Source organism: Streptomyces sp. NPDC001599 (assembly GCF_042893535.1).
GTDB lineage: Bacteria > Actinomycetota > Actinomycetes > Streptomycetales > Streptomycetaceae > Streptomyces.
The window spans coordinates 100445-118870 of record NZ_JBIAVA010000022.1; the positions used below are offsets into that span (position 1 = coordinate 100445).

The following is an 18426-nucleotide window of genomic DNA, read 5'->3' on the forward strand; positions in this document are numbered from 1 at the left end:
CGCCCCCGGCGGGGCGGGCGGATGGACGGATCGGGACCGAACGGGGCGGAATGGACGCGTACGACAAGGGCTCGGACGCCCGGCAGGGGCAGGGCGGGCAGGACGGGCAGGACGGCGAAGCGGGCCCGGAGGGGACCGGCGAGCCGGCCGGGACCTCCGGGGCCCTCGCATCCGTCGGGAACCCCGAGCCCGACGGGATTCGCGAGTCCTCCGGGGCACCCGAGCCCTCGGGGGCATCCGAGTCCGCTGAGCCCTCCGGGGCGCCCGAGCCCGACGGGATCCCCGAGCCCTCGGGGGCACCCGAGCCCGCCGGGGCCTCCCGGGCTCCCGAGCCCGCTGGGCCCGCCTGGGCCTCCCGGGCTCCCGAGCCCGCTGGGCCCGCCTGGGCCTCCCGGGCTCCCGAGCCCGCTGAGCCCGCTGGGCCGGGTCGGTCCGCCGGGCCCAGTACCGGGGTCGCCGCGCTCTCCCCGCGCTACCAGGTCGGTGCCGTGGTCGCCCTCGCGGTGGTCGCGGTCGCCGTCTGTGCCCACATAGGCCTGGTGTTCCTGCACGTGGCCCCGTCCAACACCCTGACCAAGCAGCACGGTTCCGTGGTGGACGAGTGGGTCTTCCCCGAGTTCGAGCAGAACTGGAAGCTCTTCGCTCCCAACCCCCTCCAGCAGAACGTCTCCGTCCAGCTCCGCGCCGAGGTCAGCACGGCGGACGGCGAGATACGGACGACCCGCTGGTACGACCTGTCGGCCCAGGACGGCCGGGCCATCGACGGCAATCCGCTGCCGAGCCACACCCAGCAGAACGAACTGCGCCGGGCCTGGGACTTCTTCGTCGCCAGCCACGACTCCGAGGACCGCCCGGTGGGCCTGCGGGGCACCCTCTCCGAGACGTATCTGCGGCGCATCGCGCTCCTGCGCCTGGACCGTGACGGCGCCGCCGGGCCCGGGGATGTCGTCGAGCGCGTCCAGTACCGTTCCCGGACGACCAACGTGGAGCCGCCCCCGTGGAGCGGTGAGAAGGTCTCCGACCGTCCGACCGTCCGCGAGCTGCCCTGGTGGTCGGTGGCCGCCGAGACCCGGGACACGAGGGCAGGGCAGTCCGGGCGGTCCGGGCACTCCGAGCAGGAAGGGGGCGCCGCGTGAACGCCGCCGTCCTCTCCGTCTCCCGCGGCATCGCCCGCGTCACGGGTGCCGCGCTCGGCCCGTACCAGACCGCCGTGATCCGCATCGGTTTCAGCGTCACCTGGCTGCTCTTCCTGCTGCGCGAACTGCCCCACCGGGGCGAGCTGTACGGCCCGGACGGGCCCTGGGGGCACGACCTCGCCGAGCAGTTGATCTCGGACAACGGCGCCTTCACGGTGTTGATGTGGTCGGACGGGCGGGTCTGGTTCGAGATCGTCTACGCGGTGGCCGTGCTGAGCAGCGTGCTGCTCCTGCTGGGCTGGCGCACCCGGACCATGTCCGTGCTCTTCATGGTCGGCGTGCTCTCGCTGCAGAACCGCAGCGTCTTCATGGGGGACGGCGGTGACAACGTCGTGCACCTGATGAGCATCTACCTGGTCCTCACCCGGTGCGGCCGGGTGTGGTCGCTGGACGCCCGCCGGGCCGGGCGCGCGGCGGCGGCACGCGCGCGTGGTGAGCGGGTCGGGGACCGGGTCGGGCCGGTGCTGTGGTGCGTCCTGGGGTTCCTGCTGCTCACGGTGACGCTGGCGGGCGGTCTCGACGGCGACTGGTTCGTCCCGGCACTGCTGTGGGCGGTGTGGGTCGCGCTGGGCCTGTGGTGGGTCGTGGGGCGGGGCGCGGAGGGCAGTCAGCCGCGGATCCTGCTGGACGTGGTCACCAACATCGTGCACAACGGCGCGCTGGTCGTGATCATGGCCGAGGCCTGTCTGATCTACGCGACGGCCGGCTGGTACAAGATCCAGGGTTCCCGCTGGCAGGACGGGACGGCCGTCTACTACCCGCTGCACCTGGACTACTTCTCGCCGTGGCCCGCGCTCTCCGACGCGCTGGCCGCCAACGGCACGATGGTCATGCTCATCACGTACGGCACGGTCGCGGTCCAGGTCGCCTTCCCGTTCACGCTGTTCAACCGGCGGGTCAAGAACGTGCTCCTCGCCGCGATGATGATCGAGCACGCGGTGATCGCCGTGACGCTCGGACTGCCGTTCTTCTCGCTGGCGATGATCGCCGCAGACGCGGTCTTCCTGCCCACCTCGTTCCTGCGCCGGCTGGGCGGCTGGGCGGCACGCGCGCGTGGCCGGCTGTCCGGTCGCGGGCCCTCGGGGGTCCTGGCCAAGGCGCCGGGCGGGCACGGGCACGGGCACGGGGATGGGGATGGGGACGCGCGTACGGCGACGGTGCCCGGGCCCCGGGCCCGGGAGGACGAGGGGGCGGCGGCCGGAGCGGGCGCGGTGGACGGGAAGGACCCCGACCACACGCACGTAGGCTTCCGGGCATGACCGACCCCGCACCCGACTCCGGCCCGCCGGCCGCCTGGCACCGGAACGCCGGCCGGTGCGTGCTGCTGGACGGCTTCCACGCCCTCAAGCACGCGCTGCGCTTCGGCGCCGAGGTGCCGGTGGCGGTCACGAGCGACCGCGCGGGGGCCCTGGCCCTCGCCGACGAGCTGGCGCCGGACGTGCGCGAGGCGCTGGCGGGGCTGCTGACCGAGGTGTCGCACGCGACCTACGCGTCGCTCGTGGCGCGGCCGCACCCCACGGCGGTGGCCGCCCTGGCCGTACGGCCCTCCCGGGCGGCGGGCCTGGAGGCGCTGGCCGGTACGCCCCGCCGCGCCCCCGTCGTGGTCCTCGACCAGCCGCGCAACCTCGGCAACGCGGGGGCGGTGATCCGGCTGGCCGCCGGTTTCGGCGCGACCGGCGTGGTCACCACCGGCACGCTCGACCCCTGGCACCCCACGGTGGTGCGCGGCGGGGCGGGGCTGCACTTCGCGACCGTGGTGGAGCGGCTGGAGGTCGCCGGGCTGCCGCCGGGGCCGCTGTTCGCACTGGACCCGGAGGGCGAGGACATCCGGGGACTGGAGCTGCCGGACGACGCGCTGCTCGCGTTCGGCTCCGAGCGCAGCGGGCTCACGCCCGAGCTGCGCGCGCGGGCCGACCGGCTGGTGGCGCTGCCGATGCGCCCCCAGGTCTCCAGCTACAACCTCGCCACCAGTGTGGCCATGACGCTGTACCACTGGAGCGCCGGCGGGGGCGCACCGCGGGTGCCGTAGAGGCCCTGTCTCAGGCCGGGCGGCGGACCTCCACCACCCGGAAGCGGTTGGCGACGAACGCGCCGTCGCACAGGGCCGCGTTGGCCGCCGGGTTGCCGCCGGAGCCGTGGAAGTCGGAGAAGGCGGCCGTCTGGTTGACGTACACCCCGCCGGTGAGGTTCAGGGAGAGCTGGGCCGCCTCGTCCAGGCAGACCTCCTGAACGGCCTCCTCGACCTCGGGGTCGGTCGTGTACGCCCCCACCGTCATCGCGCCCTTCTCCCGGACGCTGCGGCGCAGCAGCTCGACGGCGTGGTCGGCGGAGTCGACGGCGACGGCGAAGGAGACCGGACCGAAGCACTCGCTGGTGTAGGCGGCCTCGTCCTCGGGCTTGGCGCCGTCCAGCTTGACGATCACCGGGGTGCGCACGACCGCGTCAGGGAACTCCGCGTTGGTCACCTCGCGGGAGGCGAGGGCGACCTCGCCGAGACCGGCGGCGGCCTCCAGGCGGGCCTTGACGTCCGGGTTGACGATCGCGCCGAGCAGGGCGTTCGCGCGGGCGTCGTCGCCGAGGAGGCCGTCGACGGCGCGGGCCAGGTCGGCGGTGACCTCGTCGTAGGACTTGGCGCCCTGGTCGGTGCGGATGCCGTCGCGGGGGATGAGCAGGTTCTGCGGGGTGGTGCACATCTGGCCGCTGTAGAGGGAGAGCGAGAAGGCCAGGTTGGCGAGCATGCCCTGGTAGTCGTCGGTCGACTCCACGATCACCGTGTTGACGCCGGCCTTCTCCGTGTACACCTGCGCCTGGCGGGCGTTGGCCTCCAGCCAGTCGCCGAAGGCGGTGGAGCCGGTGTAGTCGATGATCCGGATCTCCGGGCGGGTGGCGAGGGTCTTGGCGATGCCCTCGCCGGGGCGCTCGGCGGCCAGCGCCACCAGGTTCGGGTCGAAGCCGGCCTCGGTGAGGACGTCACGGGCGACCTGGACGGTGAGCGCGAGCGGCAGCACCGCGCGGGGGTGGGGCTTGACCAGGACCGCGTTGCCGGTGGCGAGGGAGGCGAACAGGCCCGGGTAGCCGTTCCACGTCGGGAAGGTGTTGCAGCCGATGACCAGGCCGATGCCGCGCGGGACGGGCGTGAAGTGCTTGGTGAGCGCGAGCGGGTCGCGCTTGCCCTGCGGCTTGGTCCACTCCGCCGTCCCGGGCGTGCGGGACTGCTCCACGTACGCGTAGGCCACGGCCTCCATGCCGCGGTCCTGGGCGTGCGGGCCGCCCGCCTGGAAGGCCATCATGAAGGCCTGTCCCGAGGTGTGCATGACGGCCTGGGCGAACTCCATCGTCCGGGCGGCGATCCGCCCGAGGATCTCCAGGCAGACCATCGCGCGCAGCTCCGCGCCCGCGTCCCGCCATGCCTTCTGTCCCGCCCGCATGGCGGGCAGCAGCACGTCGAGGTCCGCGTGCGGATACTCCACGCCCAGCTCGACCCCGTACGGGGAGGTCTCGCCGCCCACCCACCCGTCGGTGCCGGGCTGGCCGAGGTCGATGCGGGTGCCGTGCAGGGCGTCGAAGGCGGCCTTGCCCGCGGCCGTGTCCAGGCTGCCGTTCTCCCCGTAGGCCTTGGGGTGCTCGGGGTGGGGGGACCAGTACGCGCGCGTGCGGATCGTCTCCAGCGCCAGGTCCAGGGTCGGCCGGTGCCGGGCGATCAGCTGGTGTGCGGTGAGTTCGGCGGCCATGCGGGACCAACTCCTCGTCTCTCACGAACTCGCCGTCGACTCGTCGTCGAGTCCGTGGACCTGGGGGGAAACCTGGGCAGAAACAGGCGGACACGGCTAGAGTAACCGAACGATCGGTCGGGACAAGGGGGACCGCCGCATCTGTGGAAAACCCCGTGCGGGAGGATCGCGCACATGACAGCACTCGACCTCAGCAGCCCCGTGGCCGTCGTCGGCACCGGCACCATGGGCCAGGGCATCGCCCAGGTGGCGCTGGTCGCGGGCCATCCCGTGCGGCTGTACGACGCCGCCCCGGGCCGGGCCCGGGAAGCGGCCGACGCGATCGGCGCCCGGCTCGACCGGCTCGTCGAGAAGGACCGCCTCACCGGCGCCGAACGGGACGCCGCCCGCGCCCGGCTCGTGCCCGCGGGCACCCTCGGCGAGCTGGCAGACTCCGCCCTCGTCGTCGAGGCGGTCGTGGAGCGTCTTGACGTCAAGCAGGAGCTGTTCCGCGCGCTGGAGGAGGTCGTCGGCGACGACTGCCTGCTCGCCACCAACACCTCCTCCCTGTCCGTCACCGCCGTCGGGGGTGCGCTGCGCGTGCCCGGTCGCTTCGTCGGCCTGCACTTCTTCAACCCCGCGCCGCTGCTGCCGCTGGTGGAGGTGGTCTCCGGGTTCGCCACCGACCCGGTGTCGGCCACGCGCGCCTACGAGACGGCCCGCGCCTGGGGGAAGACCCCGGTCGCCTGCGCCGACACCCCCGGTTTCGTCGTCAACCGCATCGCCCGGCCCTTCTACGCCGAGGCCCTCGCGGTCTTCGAGAACCAGGGCGCGGACCCGGCCACCATCGACGCCGTGCTGCGCGAGTCCGGCGGCTTCAGGATGGGCGCCTTCGAACTGACCGACCTCATCGGGCAGGACGTCAACGAGTCCGTCACGCACTCCGTGTGGCAGGCGTTCTTCCAGGACGTCCGCTTCACCCCGTCGCTGGTCCAGCGCCGCCTGGTCGAGTCCGGCAGGCTCGGCCGCAAGAGCGGGCAGGGCTGGTACGACTACCGGGACGGTGCCGAGCGCCCCCGGCCGCACACCGCCGAACCGGCCGATGCGCCCGCGTACGTCGTCGTCGAGGGGGACCTGGGCCCGGCGGCCGAGCTGGTCGCGCTGATTCGCGAGGCGGGCATCGAGGTGCGCCCGGAGGACGGGTACGGCGCGGGGAGGCTCGTCCTGCCCGGCGGCGGCACGCTGTGCCTCACCGACGGTGAGATGCCCGTGTCGAAGGACCTCGTCCACTTCGACCTCGCGCTCGACTACCGCGCGGCCGCCCGGATCGCCCTGTCCGCGTCCGACGGCGTCCGCCCGAGCCTCCTGTCCGAGGCCACCGGTCTGTTCCAGGCGCTCGGCAAGAAGGTCAGCGTCGTCGGCGACGTCCCCGGGATGATCGTGGCCCGGACCGTCGCCCGGATCATCGACCTGGCGTTCGACGCCGTGGCCAAGGGCGTGGCCGCCCCCGAGGACGTCGACACGGCGATGCGCCTGGGTGTGAACTACCCACTCGGCCCCTTCGAATGGAGCCGTCGGCTCGGTGACACCTGGGCCTGCTACCTGCTGGCCAACGTGCACGAGTGGGAACCGTCCGGGCGTTGCGCGCCGTCCCTGGCACTCCACCGCCACGCCGAGGCCGCCGAGGACCGGAAGGGCACCCCCTCATGACCACCGCCAAGCGCGACACGTACACGCCCGAGACGCTGCTGTCGGTCGCCGTGCAGGTCTTCATCGAACGCGGCTACGACGGCACCTCCATGGAGCATCTGTCCAAGGCGGCGGGGATCTCCAAGTCGTCGATATACCACCACGTCAGCGGCAAGGAGGAGCTGCTGCGCCGGGCCGTGAGCCGGGCCCTGGACGAGCTGTTCGGGATCCTCGACGAGGAGCACGCGCGCGTGGGGACCGCCGCCGAGCGTCTCGAGTACGTCGTGCGGCGCATGGTCGAGGTGCTCATGGCCGAACTGCCCTACGTGACGCTGCTGCTGCGGGTGCGCGGCAACACCGGCACCGAGAGGTGGGCGCTGGAGCGGCGCCGCGAGTTCGACCACCGGGTCGCCGGCCTGCTGAAGGACGCCGCGGCCGAGGGGGACGTGCGCGCGGACGTGGAGGTGCGGCTCGCCACCCGCCTCGTCTTCGGCATGATCAACTCGATCGTCGAGTGGTACCGGCCCGACGGTCCTGACGGCCGGGGCGGCGCGAGTGGCGGCGCCAGTGGCGTGAGCGGCGCGGGCGAGCGCGAGGTGGTCGACGCGGTGGCGCGGCTGGTGTTCGGCGGGCTGCGCAAGGTGTCCTGAGCGGCCTGGGACGGGCGGGGCCCGCCCGGGCGGCACCGGGCCCGGGTCAAGCCGGTCAGCCCTGCGGTTCGAGGTCCTCGGTCTCGAAGACCAGCAGGGTGCGGGTGCTGAGTACCTCGGGGATGGCCTGGAGGCGGCTGAGCACCAGCTCGCGCAGGGCCCGGTTGTCCGGGGTGTGCACCAGCAGCAGGACGTCGAAGTCGCCGCCCACCAGGGCGATGTGCGAGGCGCCGGGCAGCTGCCGCAGCTGGGCGCGGACCGTCCGCCAGGAGTTCTGGACGATCTTCAGGGTGATGTAGGCGGAGGTGCCGTGCCCGGCGCGCTCGTGGTCGACGCGGGCGCCGAAGCCGCGGATGACACCGTCCTCGACGAGCCGGTTGATGCGGGCGTAGGCGTTCGCGCGCGAGACGTGCACCCGCTCCGCGACCGACCGTATCGAGGCCCGGCCGTCCGCCTGGAGCATGCGCAGGATGTCCTGGTCTATGGCGTCCAGCGGGCGCGGGGGCGGCGGGGCGCCGGGCTCGTCCGGGCCGCCGCCCTCCCCGGGGCGATCGGCCATTTGTTCAGATGCCACGCGCCCCCGCCTTCCCCTCATGGACGTACTGCGTCCATCACAGGCTGTGGAGAACCGTTTGTCCACAGCCTGGGGCCGCATGTAGCCAAAATGTGCCGACGACCGAACAATCGGTAGGTGAGGCCCGTCACACCCGTGGCGAGCCCGGAGCCGTCTCCCACGAGGAGGTGCCGTCATGACGGTCATGGAGCAGCGGGGCGCGTACCGGCCCACACCGCCGCCCGCCTGGCAGCCCCGAACCGACCCCGCGCCGCTGCTGCCCGACACGGAGCCCTACCGCGTCCTCGGCACCAAGGCCGCGGACCGCGCCGACACCGAGCTGCTGCGCACGCTGTACGCGCGGCTGGTGCGCGGCCGGCGCTACAACGCGCAGGCCACGGCGCTGACCAAGCAGGGCCGGCTGGCCGTCTACCCCTCCAGCACCGGTCAGGAGGCGTGCGAGATCGCCGCCGCGCTGGCCCTTCAGGAGCGGGACTGGCTCTTCCCCAGCTACCGCGACACCCTCGCGGTCGTCTCGCGCGGCGTCGACCCCGTCGAGGCCCTCACCCTGCTGCGCGGCGACTGGCACACCGGCTACGACCCCTACGAGCACCGGGTCGCCCCGCTGTCCACGCCGCTGGCCACCCAGCTGCCGCACGCCGTGGGTCTCGCCCACGCCGCCCGCCTCAAGGGCGACGACGTGGTCGCGCTGGCCATGGTCGGCGACGGCGGCACCAGCGAGGGCGACTTCCACGAGGCGCTGAACTTCGCCGCCGTCTGGCGGGCCCCGGTCGTCTTCCTCGTGCAGAACAACGGCTTCGCGATCTCCGTCCCGCTCGACAAGCAGACCGCCGCCCCGTCGCTGGCCCACAAGGCCGTCGGCTACGGGATGCCCGGCCGCCTGGTCGACGGCAACGACGCCGCCGCGGTGCACGAGGTCCTGTCCGAGGCCGTGCGGCACGCCCGCGCGGGCGGCGGCCCCACCCTGGTGGAGGCGGTGACGTACCGCGTCGAGGCGCACACCAACGCCGACGACGCCACGCGCTACCGGGGCGACGCCGAGGTGGAGACCTGGCGCCGGCACGACCCGGTCGAGCTGCTGGAGCGGGAGCTGACCGAGCGCGGCCTGCTGGACGAAGACGGCATCCGCGCCGCCCGCGAGGACGCCGAGACCATGGCCGCCGACCTGCGCGCCCGCATGAACCAGGACCCCGAGCTGGACCCCCTGGACCTGTTCGCGCACGTCTACGCCGAGTCCACACCGCAACTGCGCGAGCAGCGGGCGCAGCTGCGCGCGGAGCTGGCGGCGGAGGCCGAGTCCGAGGCGGGTTCCGCGTCCGGCACGCAGGAAGGCGGGCACCGATGACCACCGTCGCCGTCAAGCCGGCCACCATGGCGCAGGCCCTCACGCGCGCACTGCGCGACGCCATGGCCGCCGACCCGGGCGTGCACGTCCTCGGTGAGGACGTCGGCACCCTCGGCGGCGTCTTCCGGGTCACCGACGGGCTCGCCGCGGAGTTCGGCGAGGACCGCTGCACGGACACCCCGCTCGCCGAGGCCGGCATCCTCGGCACGGCCGTCGGCATGGCGATGTACGGGCTGCGCCCGGTCGTCGAGATGCAGTTCGACGCCTTCGCCTACCCGGCGTTCGAGCAGGTCGTCAGCCATGTCACCAAGATGCGCAACCGCACGCGGGGGAAGATGCCCCTGCCGCTGACCATCCGCATCCCCTACGGCGGCGGCATCGGCGGTGTCGAGCACCACAGCGACTCGTCCGAGGCGTACTACATGGCGACTCCGGGGCTCCATGTCGTCACGCCCGCGACGGTCGCCGACGCCTACGGGCTGCTGCGGGCGTCCATCGCCTCCGACGATCCGGTGGTCTTCCTCGAACCGAAGCGGCTGTACTGGTCGAAGGACTCGTGGAACCCGGAGGAGCCGGCGTCCGTTGAACCGGTGGGCCGCGCGGTGGTGCGGCGCTCCGGCCGGAGTGCCACGCTCATCACGTACGGGCCGTCGCTGACCGTCTGCATGGAGGCGGCCGAGGCGGCCCGGGCCGAGGGGTGGGACCTCGAAGTCGTCGATCTGCGCTCCCTGGTGCCGTTCGACGACGAGACGGTGTGCGCTTCGGTGCGGCGGACGGGACGCGCGGTCGTCGTCCACGAGTCGGGTTCCTTCGGGGGCCCGGGCGGGGAGATCGCGGCCCGGGTCACGGAGCGCTGCTTCCACCACCTGGAGGCGCCGGTGCTGCGTGTGGCCGGGTTCGACATCCCGTATCCTCCGCCGATGCTGGAGCGTCACCACCTGCCCGGTGTGGACCGGATCCTGGACGCCGTGGGGCGCCTGCAGTGGGAGGCCGAGAGCTGATGGCACAAGCTTCTGACGGGCACGTTCTGGAGTTCAAGCTGCCCGACCTCGGCGAGGGGCTCACCGAGGCGGAGATCGTGCGCTGGCTGGTCGAGGTCGGCGACGTGGTCGCCGTGGACCAGCCGGTCGTCGAGGTCGAGACGGCCAAGGCGATGGTCGAGGTGCCCTGCCCCTACGGCGGCGTGGTCACCGCCCGCTTCGGCGAGGAGGGCACCGAGCTGCCCGTGGGGGCGCCGCTGGTGAGCGTCGCGGTGGGCGAGGGCACAGCGGCCGCCACCGGCCCGGCGCGGGACTCCGAGACGGACGCCGGTGCCGCCGCGACACCGGACGCCGAGAGGCCCGCCGCGCAGACGAAGGCGGAGGGCTCCGGCAACGTCCTGGTCGGCTACGGCACCTCCGAGGCGCCCGCGCGGCGGCGCAGGGTGCGGCCCGGGCAGCAGGCGGCCACCGGCGCGTCCGGGCGGGCGAACGGCCGGGTCCGCGGCGCCGACGCGGTGGACGGACCGGTGCGTACCGCCGAGCCGGTGGACGGACCCGTCCCGGTCATCTCCCCGCTGGTGCGCAGGCTGGCCCGGCAGCACGACCTGGACCTGCGTGAGCTGACCGGTTCTGGACCGGACGGGCTGATCCTGCGCGCGGACGTCGAGTACGCGCTGCGTGCCGCCGCCGCACAGGGCGGTCGTACGGCGGACCCGGAGGCCGGGACGAACCGGGTGCCGGATGCCGCGCCCTCCGCTGTGTCCGCCGCATCCTCCGCCTCGCGAGCCGAGGGCACCCGCGTCCCCCTCAAGGGCGTACGCGGAGCCGTCGCGGACAAGCTCTCCCGCAGCCGGCGTGAGATCCCGGACGCGACCTGCTGGGTGGACGCCGACGCGACCGAGCTGATGCGGGCGCGCACCGCGATGAACGCGTCCGGCGGTCCGAAGATCTCCCTGGTCGCCCTGCTGGCCCGGATCTGCACGGCCGCCCTGGCCCGGTTCCCGGAGCTGAACTCGACGGTCGACGCCGAGGCCCGGGAAATCGTCCGGCTCGACCGGGTCCACCTCGGCTTCGCCGCCCAGACGGACCGGGGACTGGTCGTGCCCGTCGTCCGGGACGCGCACACGCGGGACGCCGAAGCGCTCACCGCGGAGTTCGCCCGGCTGACCGAGGCGGCCCGCGCGGGCCGGCTGACGCCGGGTGAGCTGACCGGCGGCACCTTCACGCTGAACAACTACGGCGTGTTCGGCGTCGACGGCTCCACGCCGATCATCAACCACCCCGAGGCGGCCATGCTCGGCGTCGGCCGCATCGTCCCCAAACCCTGGGTGCACGAGGGTGAGCTGGCGGTCCGTCAGGTCGTGCAGCTCTCGCTCACCTTCGACCACCGGGTGTGCGACGGCGGTACGGCGGGCGGTTTCCTGCGGTACGTGGCGGACTGCGTGGAACAGCCGGCGGTGCTGCTGCGGACCCTGTGACCGGGGTGATGACGCCCACAAGATGACGGTGTGTCCGCGCACACTCCGATCAGGCGGGCTCCCTTGCGTTCCCTGTGATCGCGCAGGGCCCCATACTCGGGGGGTGACCGCGTACGAGCCCCCCGGCGATCCAGGCGCCGGCACCGATCCCGGCCCCGCCGGGTACGACGCCGTCGTGCTCGCCGGCGGGGCCGCCCGGCGGCTCGGGGGCGCGGACAAGCCGGGGCTGCGGGTGGGCGGACGCGCGCTCCTCGACCGGGTGCTCACCGCCTGCGCCGGGGCCCGGACCACCGTCGTCGTCGCCGACGTCCGGCCCACCGCGCGCCCCGTGACCTGGGCGCGCGAGGACCCGCCCGGCGGCGGACCGCTCGCCGCCCTCGCCGCCGGACTGCGGCACACCACGGCGGAGCACGTCCTCGTGGTCTCCGCCGACCTGCCGTTCCTGGCCGGACCGACCGTGGGGCGGCTGCTGTCCGCCCTCGCCGCGGGCGACGCCGACGGGGTGCTGCTCACCGACGCCGACGGCCGCGACCAGCCTCTCGTCGCCGCCTACCGCGCATCGGCGCTGCGCCGGGAACTGGCCGCCCTCGCACGGGACCGCGCCGGCCGGGGCGGACGGGCAGCCGGGGCACAACTGACCGGGCTGCCGCTGCGCCGCCTGACCGGCGCTCTGCGCCTCACTCGCGTCCCGGACGCCGTCGCCTCCTTCGACTGCGACACCTGGGACGACCTCGCCACCGCAAGGGCACGCATCAGGGAGCATGGTCACGTGTTGGATGAATGGATTTCCGCAGCCAAGGACGAGTTGGGCATCGACCTGGACGTCGACACCGGGATCCTGCTCGATCTCGCGCGCGACGCCGCCCACGGGGTGGCCCGGCCGGCCGCCCCGCTGACCACCTTCCTCGTCGGCTACGCGGCCGGGCGGGCCGGAGGAGGGCCCGAGGCCGTCGCCGAGACCGCCCGCAGGGCCGCGGCTCTCGCCCAGCGCTGGGCGGAGGAGGCCGCCGACACCGGGCCCGCTCCCGAGCGGGGCAAGCCCGACGTGGCGCCCGACGCCACCACCGACACCCGCCCGGACGCCTGATGACCTCCCCCGGCACACGGTCCGACGCGGACGCCGAGGACCTCGACGTCGAGGAGGCGCTCGCCCTCGTGAGGGAGAACTCGGGCCACAGCAGCCACGGCAGCCACAGCAGTCACGGCAGCCACAGCAGTCACGGCAGGCGCGACGGCCACGGAGGACGTGACGGCCACGACGGCCACGGCGGTCAAGGCGCGTCCACCCCGCACCACCCGGCGGACGCCCACCATCACGCCACCCCCTGGCCCGAGGCCCGGGCGACCGCCGAGCGTGCCGCCCGCACCGCCGCCCGTGCCGCCCGCCGCACCCCCGTCGCCGTGCCCCTCGACGCGGCCCTCGGCCTCACCCTGGCCGCACCCCTGGCCGCCCTCACCGACCTGCCCTCCTTCGACACCTCCGCGATGGACGGCTGGGCGGTCGCCGGACCGGGCCCTTGGGCGGTGCGCGACGAGGGGGTCCTGGCCGGACACGCGGCGCCCGCGCCCCTCACCGACGGCGAGGCCGTCCGCATCGCCACCGGAGCACGGATCCCTCCGGACACCACCGCCGTACTGCGTACCGAGCACGGCCGCTCCGACGACCGCGGACGCCTGCACCCCACCCGCGAGGTCGTCCACGGCCAGGACATCCGCCCCCGCGGTCAGGAGTGCCGCAGCGGGGACCAGCTGCTGCCCGTCGGCACCCTCGCGACCCCGGCGGTCCTGGGGCTGGCGGCGGCCGCCGGATACGACACGCTCACCGCGGTCCCGCGCCCCCGCGTCGACATCCTCGTCCTCGGCGACGAGCTGCTCACCCAGGGTCTCCCGCACGACGGCCTCATCCGTGACGCGCTCGGCCCCATGCTGCCGCCATGGCTGCGCGCCCTTGGCGCCGAGGTCCGCGCCGTCCGCCGGATCGGCGACGACGCCAAGGCCCTGCACCGCGCCGTCACGACCTCCGAGGCCGACCTGATCGTCACGACCGGCGGCACCGCCGCGGGCCCGGTCGACCACGTCCACCCGACCCTGCGCCGCATCGGCGCCGAACTCCTCGTGGACGGCGTCAAGGCCCGCCCAGGCCACCCCATGCTGCTGGCCCGTCTCAAGGACGACCAGCACCTCGTCGGGCTGCCCGGCAATCCCCTCGCCGCCGTCTCCGGACTGCTCACCCTCGCCGAGCCGCTGCTGCGCACGCTCGCCGCCCGCCCGGCGCCCGCGCCGTACACGCTGCCGCTGCGGGACGCGGTGCACGGGCACCCGTACGACACCCGGCTCGTGCCCGTCGTGCTGCGCGGCGAGGGCGCCGTGCCGCTGCACTACAACGGCCCGGCGATGCTGCGCGGCATCGCGGCCGCCGACGCCCTGGCCGTGGTACCCCCGGGCGGTGCGCGGTCGGGACAGGAGGCCGAGCTGCTCGACCTGCCCTGGGCCACCGGCGGAATCGGGGTGTGTTTCACGTGAAACTTCCGGGCCAGGACGCCATCGCGCGTCAGGCGGACGAGCACTTCGTGACCCACAAGGTGAAGCTCCCCAGGAAACTGGTGGAGCACCCGTTCCGTCAGGTCGCCAAACGGCTGTCCATCGCCCTGCTGGTCCTCCTGGTGACGGCCGTCATCGTCTACGCGGACCACGACGGCTACACCGACAACTCCGACGGTTCCGTCGACCTCCTCGACTCCTTCTACTACGCCACCGTCACCCTCTCCACCACCGGCTACGGTGACATCACGCCCGTCAGCGACGCCGCCCGGCTGACCAACATCTTCGTCATCACGCCCCTGCGCGTGCTCTTCCTGATCATCCTGGTCGGCACCACGCTGGAAGCCCTCACCGAGCGCACTCGGGAGGAGTGGCGCCTGAACCGCTGGAGGTCCGCCTTGCGGGATCACACCGTCGTCGTCGGCTTCGGAACCAAGGGGCGGTCGGCGATCCAGACCGTCTGCGCGACCGGGCTGCGCAAGGACCAGGTGGTCGTGGTCGACCCGAGCGGCAAGGCCATCGAGGCCGCGACGGCCCACGGCTACGCGGGGGTGGTGGGTGACGCGACCCGCAGCGACGTACTCAACCGGGCCGAGGCGTACCGGGCGAAGCAGATCATCATCGCCACGCAGCGCGACGACACGGCCGTGCTGGTCACGCTGACGGCCCGGCAGCTCAACCGCGGCGCGAAGATCGTGGTCGCGGTCCGCGAGGAGGAGAACGCGCCGTTGCTGAAGCAGTCCGGCGCCGACGCCGTGATCACCAGCGCCAGTGCCGCGGGGCGGCTGCTCGGGCTCTCCGTGCTCAGCCCCGCCGCCGGCATGGTCATGGAGGACCTGATCAGCCAGGGCAGCGGACTCGACCTCATCGAACGGCCCGTCATAAAGGCCGAGGTGGGCAAGCATCTGCGGGAGGTGGACGACCTGGTGGTGAGCGTGCTGCGCGGGCACCGGGTCCTGGGCTACGACGACCCGGCCGTCGGCGGGCTGGAGCTGACGGACCGCCTGATCACGATCGTACGGGCGACGCCGGCCACCCATGTGGCGCCCGACGCCCGCCCGCTCCCCCGCGACTGAGCTCCGCACGGCCCGGTCGCGGGGCCCGCTCCCCGGCACGCGCTACTTGCGGTTGTAGAGCCGCATCGTGACCGGGCCGAAGACCAGCAGGAACAGGGCTGCCCAGCCCAGCGTCCAGGCGATCTCGGCGCCGGGCCAGTCGCCCGCCATCAGGCCGCGCACCGCGGACGCCAGGTGGGTGATCGGGCTGTTGTTGACGAAGGCCTGCAGCCAGCCCGGCATGGTCTTCGGGTCGACGAAGACGTTGGACAGGAAGGTGAGCGGGAAGATCACCATCATGCTGACGCTCATCACCGACTTCTCGGTGCGCAGCATCAGCCCGAACATCGTCCAGATCCACGAGAAGGCGAACGAGAAGAGCAGCAGCAGGGCGATCCCGGCGACCACGCCGACGAACCCGCCGTCCGGCCGGTAGCCGAGCAGCAGCCCGACGGAGAGCATCACGACGGACGCGATCGTGTAGCGCAGCGCGTCGCCGAGGAGATAGCCGACCATCGCCGAGGGCCGCCAGATCGGCAGCGAGCGGATGCGGTCGAAGACGCCCTTCTCGATGTCGATGTTCACCGAGACCCCGGTGTACATCGTGATCATCACGACCGACATCACGAGGATGCCCGGCAGCACGAACTGGATGTAGTCACTGGGCGAACCCGCCAGCGCACCGCCGAAGAGGTACGTGAACATCAGCAGGTTCATGATCGGGAAGGCGGTGACGTCGAAGAGCTGCTCCGGTACGTGCTTGATCTTGAGGATCGCGCGCCAGCCGAAGGTCAGCGACGTGGACAGGGCGCTGGGCCGCGGCGGCCGCTCCCTGGTCACCAGCAGGGCCGCCAGCGACTCGGTGCTGACCGGCGAGAGATCCTTGTTCTCGGTGCCCGTGGCCGTGCTCATGCCGCCACCCCGCCCTTCGTGTCGGTGTCCGTGCCGGAGTCGCCGTCGGTGCCCTGGCCGGTGTCGTGCCCGGTCAGCGCCAGGAAGACCTCGTCGAGGCTGGGCTGTCCCAGGGAGAAGCTGTCGACGGTGATGCCGGCCCGGGCCAGCTCACCGAGGGCCTTGGCGGCCTGGTCGGCGGCGGTGTCACTGGCCGCCACCCCGAGGCGTGCGGTCAGCGCCACCGGGTCGGGCTCCGGCTGCACCTCGGCCACCAGCAGGTTCCGCAGGACCCGCTCGGCCTCGGGCCGCTCCTCCGCGTCCCGCAGCCGCAGATGCACGGAGCCCGCCCCGACGGACGCCTTCAGCTCGCCCTTGGTGCCCTCGGCGATCACCCGTCCCTTGTCGATGACGGCGATCCGGGACGCCAGCTGGTCCGCCTCGTCCAGGTACTGCGTGGTCAGCAGCACGGTCGTGCCCTGGGCGACGACCGCCCGCACGATGTCCCACACCTGGTTGCGGCTGCGCGGGTCGAGTCCGGTGGTGGGCTCGTCGAGGAAGAGCAGGTCGGGGGTGTTGAGGATGGAGGCGGCGATGTCGATGCGCCGCCGCATGCCGCCGGAGTAGTGCTTGACCTGCTTCGCCGCGGCGTCCGTCAGGCCGAAGGCCGCCAGCAGCTGGTCGCCCCGCTCCCGCGCCGCCGCCTTGCCGTGCCCGAGGAGCCGGCCCAGCAGGACCAGGTTCTCGGTGCCGGTGAGGTCCTCGTCCACGGACGCGTACTGCCCGGTGAGGCTCACCCGGCCGCGTACCTCGTCCGCCTCGTGCACCACGTCGTGACCGAAGACGCGGGCGTGGCCGCCGTCCGGCCGCAGCAGGGTGGCGAGCATCTTCACCGTGGTGGTCTTTCCCGCGCCGTTCGGGCCGAGGACGCCGTAGACCGTGCCGGCGGGTACGGCGAGGTCCACGCCGTCCACGGCCCGGGTCTCGCCGAACGTCTTCACCAGTCCCGCGGTCTCGATGGCGAGTCCGGACGTGTGCGTGCTCATGCTGTGGGTCCTTCCGCGTTCTTGGTGTACGCGTTCTTGGGCTACGCATGGGAAGACCTTTACCGTCGCGCAAACTCATCGCCGACGCACGGGGATTTTCCGGCGGGGGAGGACGGGGGGCCACAGGAGTAGCGTCGCCCTCATGCATGCGATCACGATTCCCGAACCCGGAGGCCCCGAGGCGCTGGTGTGGGCCGAGGTCCCCGACCCGCAGCCCGGCGAGGGCGAGGTCCTGGTCGAGGTGACGGCCAGCGCCGTCAACCGCGCCGACATCATGCAGCGCCAGGGTTTCTACGACCCCCCGCCCGGCGCCTCCCCGTACCCCGGCCTGGAGTGCTCCGGGCGCGTGGCCGAGGTCGGCCCCGGCGTGTCCGGCTGGGCCGTCGGCGACGAGGTGTGCGCGCTGCTCGCGGGCGGCGGCTATGCCGAGAAGGTCGTCGTCCCGGCCGGCCAGCTGCTGCCGGTGCCGCAGGGCGTCGACGTGAAGGGGGCCGCGGCGCTGCCCGAGGTGGTCTGCACCGTCTGGTCGAACGTCTTCATGGTCGCCCACCTGCGTCCCGGCGAGACGCTGCTCGTGCACGGCGGCTCCAGCGGCATCGGCACCATGGCGATCCAGCTCGCCAAGGCCGTCGGCGCGAAGGTCGCGGTGACGGCCGGCACCAAGGAGAAGCTGGAGCGCTGCGCGGAGCTGGGCGCGGACATCCTGATCAACTACCGGGAGCAGGACTTCGTCGCCGAGGTGAAGGACGCCACCGGCGGCGCGGGCGCCGACGTCATTCTGGACAACATGGGCGCGAAGTACCTGGACCGCAACGTCCAGGCCCTCGCCGTGAACGGCCGGCTCGCGATCATCGGCATGCAGGGCGGCCGGAAGGGCGAGCTGAACATCGGCACGCTGCTCGCCAAGCGCGCCGCCGTCAGCGCCACCTCGCTGCGGGCCCGTCCCCTGGAGGAGAAGGCGGCCATCGTGGCGGCCGTCAAGGAGCACGTCTGGCCGCTGTTCGCCGGGGGCCACGTCCGCCCGGTCGTCGACCGCGAGATGCCGATGAGCGAGGCCGCCGACGGCCACCGGGTGGTGGAGGAGAGCGGGCACATCGGCAAGGTGCTGCTGGTCACCTCGTAGGCGACGCACGGTCGGTTCGCGGTGCCGGGGCAGGCCCTGGGGCCTGTCTGACCATTCCCGTCTGCCGTGCGACGCCATGCACGCTCCCCCACTGCCTCAAGGGCGTGGGAGGTACCCCCACTCGCCGCACCGGCCCCAGACCCGAGTA

Annotated in this window: 16 protein-coding genes; 12 read left to right on the forward strand and 4 right to left on the reverse strand. The window is 73.4% G+C overall.

What is annotated here, in order from left to right:
* Positions 1-50: 50 nt before the first annotated feature.
* From ACFYZ3_RS35410 to ACFYZ3_RS35420, 3 genes are read left to right on the forward strand one after another with little or no spacing between them, the layout of a single operon-like run.
* On the forward strand, positions 51-1136 hold the full coding sequence (locus ACFYZ3_RS35410; RefSeq protein ID WP_388526618.1) for a DUF5819 family protein: 1086 nt from the start codon (positions 51-53) through the stop codon (positions 1134-1136).
* Entirely contained in the window at positions 1133-2455 is a 1323-nt protein-coding gene (locus tag ACFYZ3_RS35415) for an HTTM domain-containing protein (protein WP_388526621.1), read from the forward strand. Before ACFYZ3_RS35410 ends, ACFYZ3_RS35415 begins: the two co-directional genes overlap by 4 nt.
* Positions 2452-3225: a TrmH family RNA methyltransferase gene (locus ACFYZ3_RS35420; RefSeq protein ID WP_388526623.1), complete on the forward strand. Its 774-nt coding sequence runs from the start codon at positions 2452-2454 to the stop codon at positions 3223-3225. Before ACFYZ3_RS35415 ends, ACFYZ3_RS35420 begins: the two co-directional genes overlap by 4 nt.
* Before the next feature lie 10 nt (positions 3226-3235).
* Here the strand turns inward: ACFYZ3_RS35420 and paaN are convergent, their stop codons facing one another.
* Positions 3236-4927: a phenylacetic acid degradation protein PaaN gene (gene paaN, locus ACFYZ3_RS35425; RefSeq protein WP_388526626.1), complete on the reverse strand. Its 1692-nt coding sequence runs from the start codon at positions 4925-4927 to the stop codon at positions 3236-3238.
* Between the two features lie 174 nt (positions 4928-5101).
* Here paaN and ACFYZ3_RS35430 point away from each other — a divergent pair, with 174 nt between their 5' ends.
* On the forward strand, positions 5102-6616 hold the full coding sequence (locus ACFYZ3_RS35430; RefSeq protein ID WP_388526629.1) for a 3-hydroxyacyl-CoA dehydrogenase: 1515 nt from the start codon (positions 5102-5104) through the stop codon (positions 6614-6616).
* Positions 6613-7245: a TetR/AcrR family transcriptional regulator gene (locus tag ACFYZ3_RS35435; RefSeq protein WP_388526632.1), complete on the forward strand. Its 633-nt coding sequence runs from the start codon at positions 6613-6615 to the stop codon at positions 7243-7245. Before ACFYZ3_RS35430 ends, ACFYZ3_RS35435 begins: the two co-directional genes overlap by 4 nt.
* Positions 7246-7300: 55 nt before the next feature.
* Here the strand turns inward: ACFYZ3_RS35435 and ACFYZ3_RS35440 are convergent, their stop codons facing one another.
* Positions 7301-7804 carry an Lrp/AsnC family transcriptional regulator gene (locus ACFYZ3_RS35440; protein ID WP_356862044.1) on the reverse strand — a complete coding sequence of 168 codons (504 nt, stop codon included), beginning with the start codon at positions 7802-7804 and terminating at the stop codon, positions 7301-7303.
* Positions 7805-7994: 190 nt separating this feature from the next.
* Between ACFYZ3_RS35440 and pdhA the strand changes: the two genes are divergently transcribed.
* The 6 genes from pdhA to ACFYZ3_RS35470 all read left to right on the forward strand — a co-directional run bounded on the left by pdhA (position 7995) and on the right by ACFYZ3_RS35470 (position 15239).
* The gene (pdhA, locus tag ACFYZ3_RS35445) at positions 7995-9164 is read left to right on the forward strand and encodes a pyruvate dehydrogenase (acetyl-transferring) E1 component subunit alpha (RefSeq protein ID WP_388526635.1); all 1170 of its coding nucleotides are present in this window, start codon (positions 7995-7997) and stop codon (positions 9162-9164) included.
* A complete protein-coding gene (locus ACFYZ3_RS35450; RefSeq protein ID WP_361013959.1) occupies positions 9161-10165 on the forward strand; it encodes an alpha-ketoacid dehydrogenase subunit beta in 1005 nt (334 codons plus the stop codon). Before pdhA ends, ACFYZ3_RS35450 begins: the two co-directional genes overlap by 4 nt.
* Positions 10165-11622, forward strand: coding sequence for a dihydrolipoamide acetyltransferase family protein (locus tag ACFYZ3_RS35455; protein WP_388526639.1), 1458 nt, complete (start codon positions 10165-10167; stop codon positions 11620-11622). Before ACFYZ3_RS35450 ends, ACFYZ3_RS35455 begins: the two co-directional genes overlap by 1 nt.
* 103 nt (positions 11623-11725) lie before the next feature.
* Positions 11726-12709 carry an NTP transferase domain-containing protein gene (locus tag ACFYZ3_RS35460; protein WP_388526642.1) on the forward strand — a complete coding sequence of 328 codons (984 nt, stop codon included), beginning with the start codon at positions 11726-11728 and terminating at the stop codon, positions 12707-12709.
* Complete coding sequence (locus ACFYZ3_RS35465) at positions 12709-14145, forward strand: molybdopterin molybdotransferase MoeA (protein WP_388526645.1); 1437 nt, start codon at positions 12709-12711, stop codon at positions 14143-14145. Before ACFYZ3_RS35460 ends, ACFYZ3_RS35465 begins: the two co-directional genes overlap by 1 nt.
* The gene (locus tag ACFYZ3_RS35470; protein WP_388526648.1) at positions 14142-15239 is read left to right on the forward strand and encodes a potassium channel family protein; all 1098 of its coding nucleotides are present in this window, start codon (positions 14142-14144) and stop codon (positions 15237-15239) included. The genes ACFYZ3_RS35465 and ACFYZ3_RS35470 overlap by 4 nt, the downstream gene beginning before the upstream one ends.
* 42 nt (positions 15240-15281) lie before the next feature.
* Here the strand turns inward: ACFYZ3_RS35470 and ACFYZ3_RS35475 are convergent, their stop codons facing one another.
* Both ACFYZ3_RS35475 and ACFYZ3_RS35480 read right to left on the reverse strand, forming a co-directional pair.
* Positions 15282-16130: an ABC transporter permease gene (locus ACFYZ3_RS35475; protein ID WP_361013970.1), complete on the reverse strand. Its 849-nt coding sequence runs from the start codon at positions 16128-16130 to the stop codon at positions 15282-15284.
* Positions 16127-17155 (reverse strand): ATP-binding cassette domain-containing protein, encoded by a 1029-nt coding sequence (locus ACFYZ3_RS35480; RefSeq protein ID WP_388526652.1) that lies wholly within the window; start codon positions 17153-17155, stop codon positions 16127-16129. Before ACFYZ3_RS35480 ends, ACFYZ3_RS35475 begins: the two co-directional genes overlap by 4 nt.
* A 142-nt stretch (positions 17156-17297) precedes the next feature.
* Here ACFYZ3_RS35480 and ACFYZ3_RS35485 point away from each other — a divergent pair, with 142 nt between their 5' ends.
* Complete coding sequence (locus tag ACFYZ3_RS35485; RefSeq protein ID WP_361013976.1) at positions 17298-18278, forward strand: NAD(P)H-quinone oxidoreductase; 981 nt, start codon at positions 17298-17300, stop codon at positions 18276-18278.
* Positions 18279-18426: the final 148 nt, after the last annotated feature.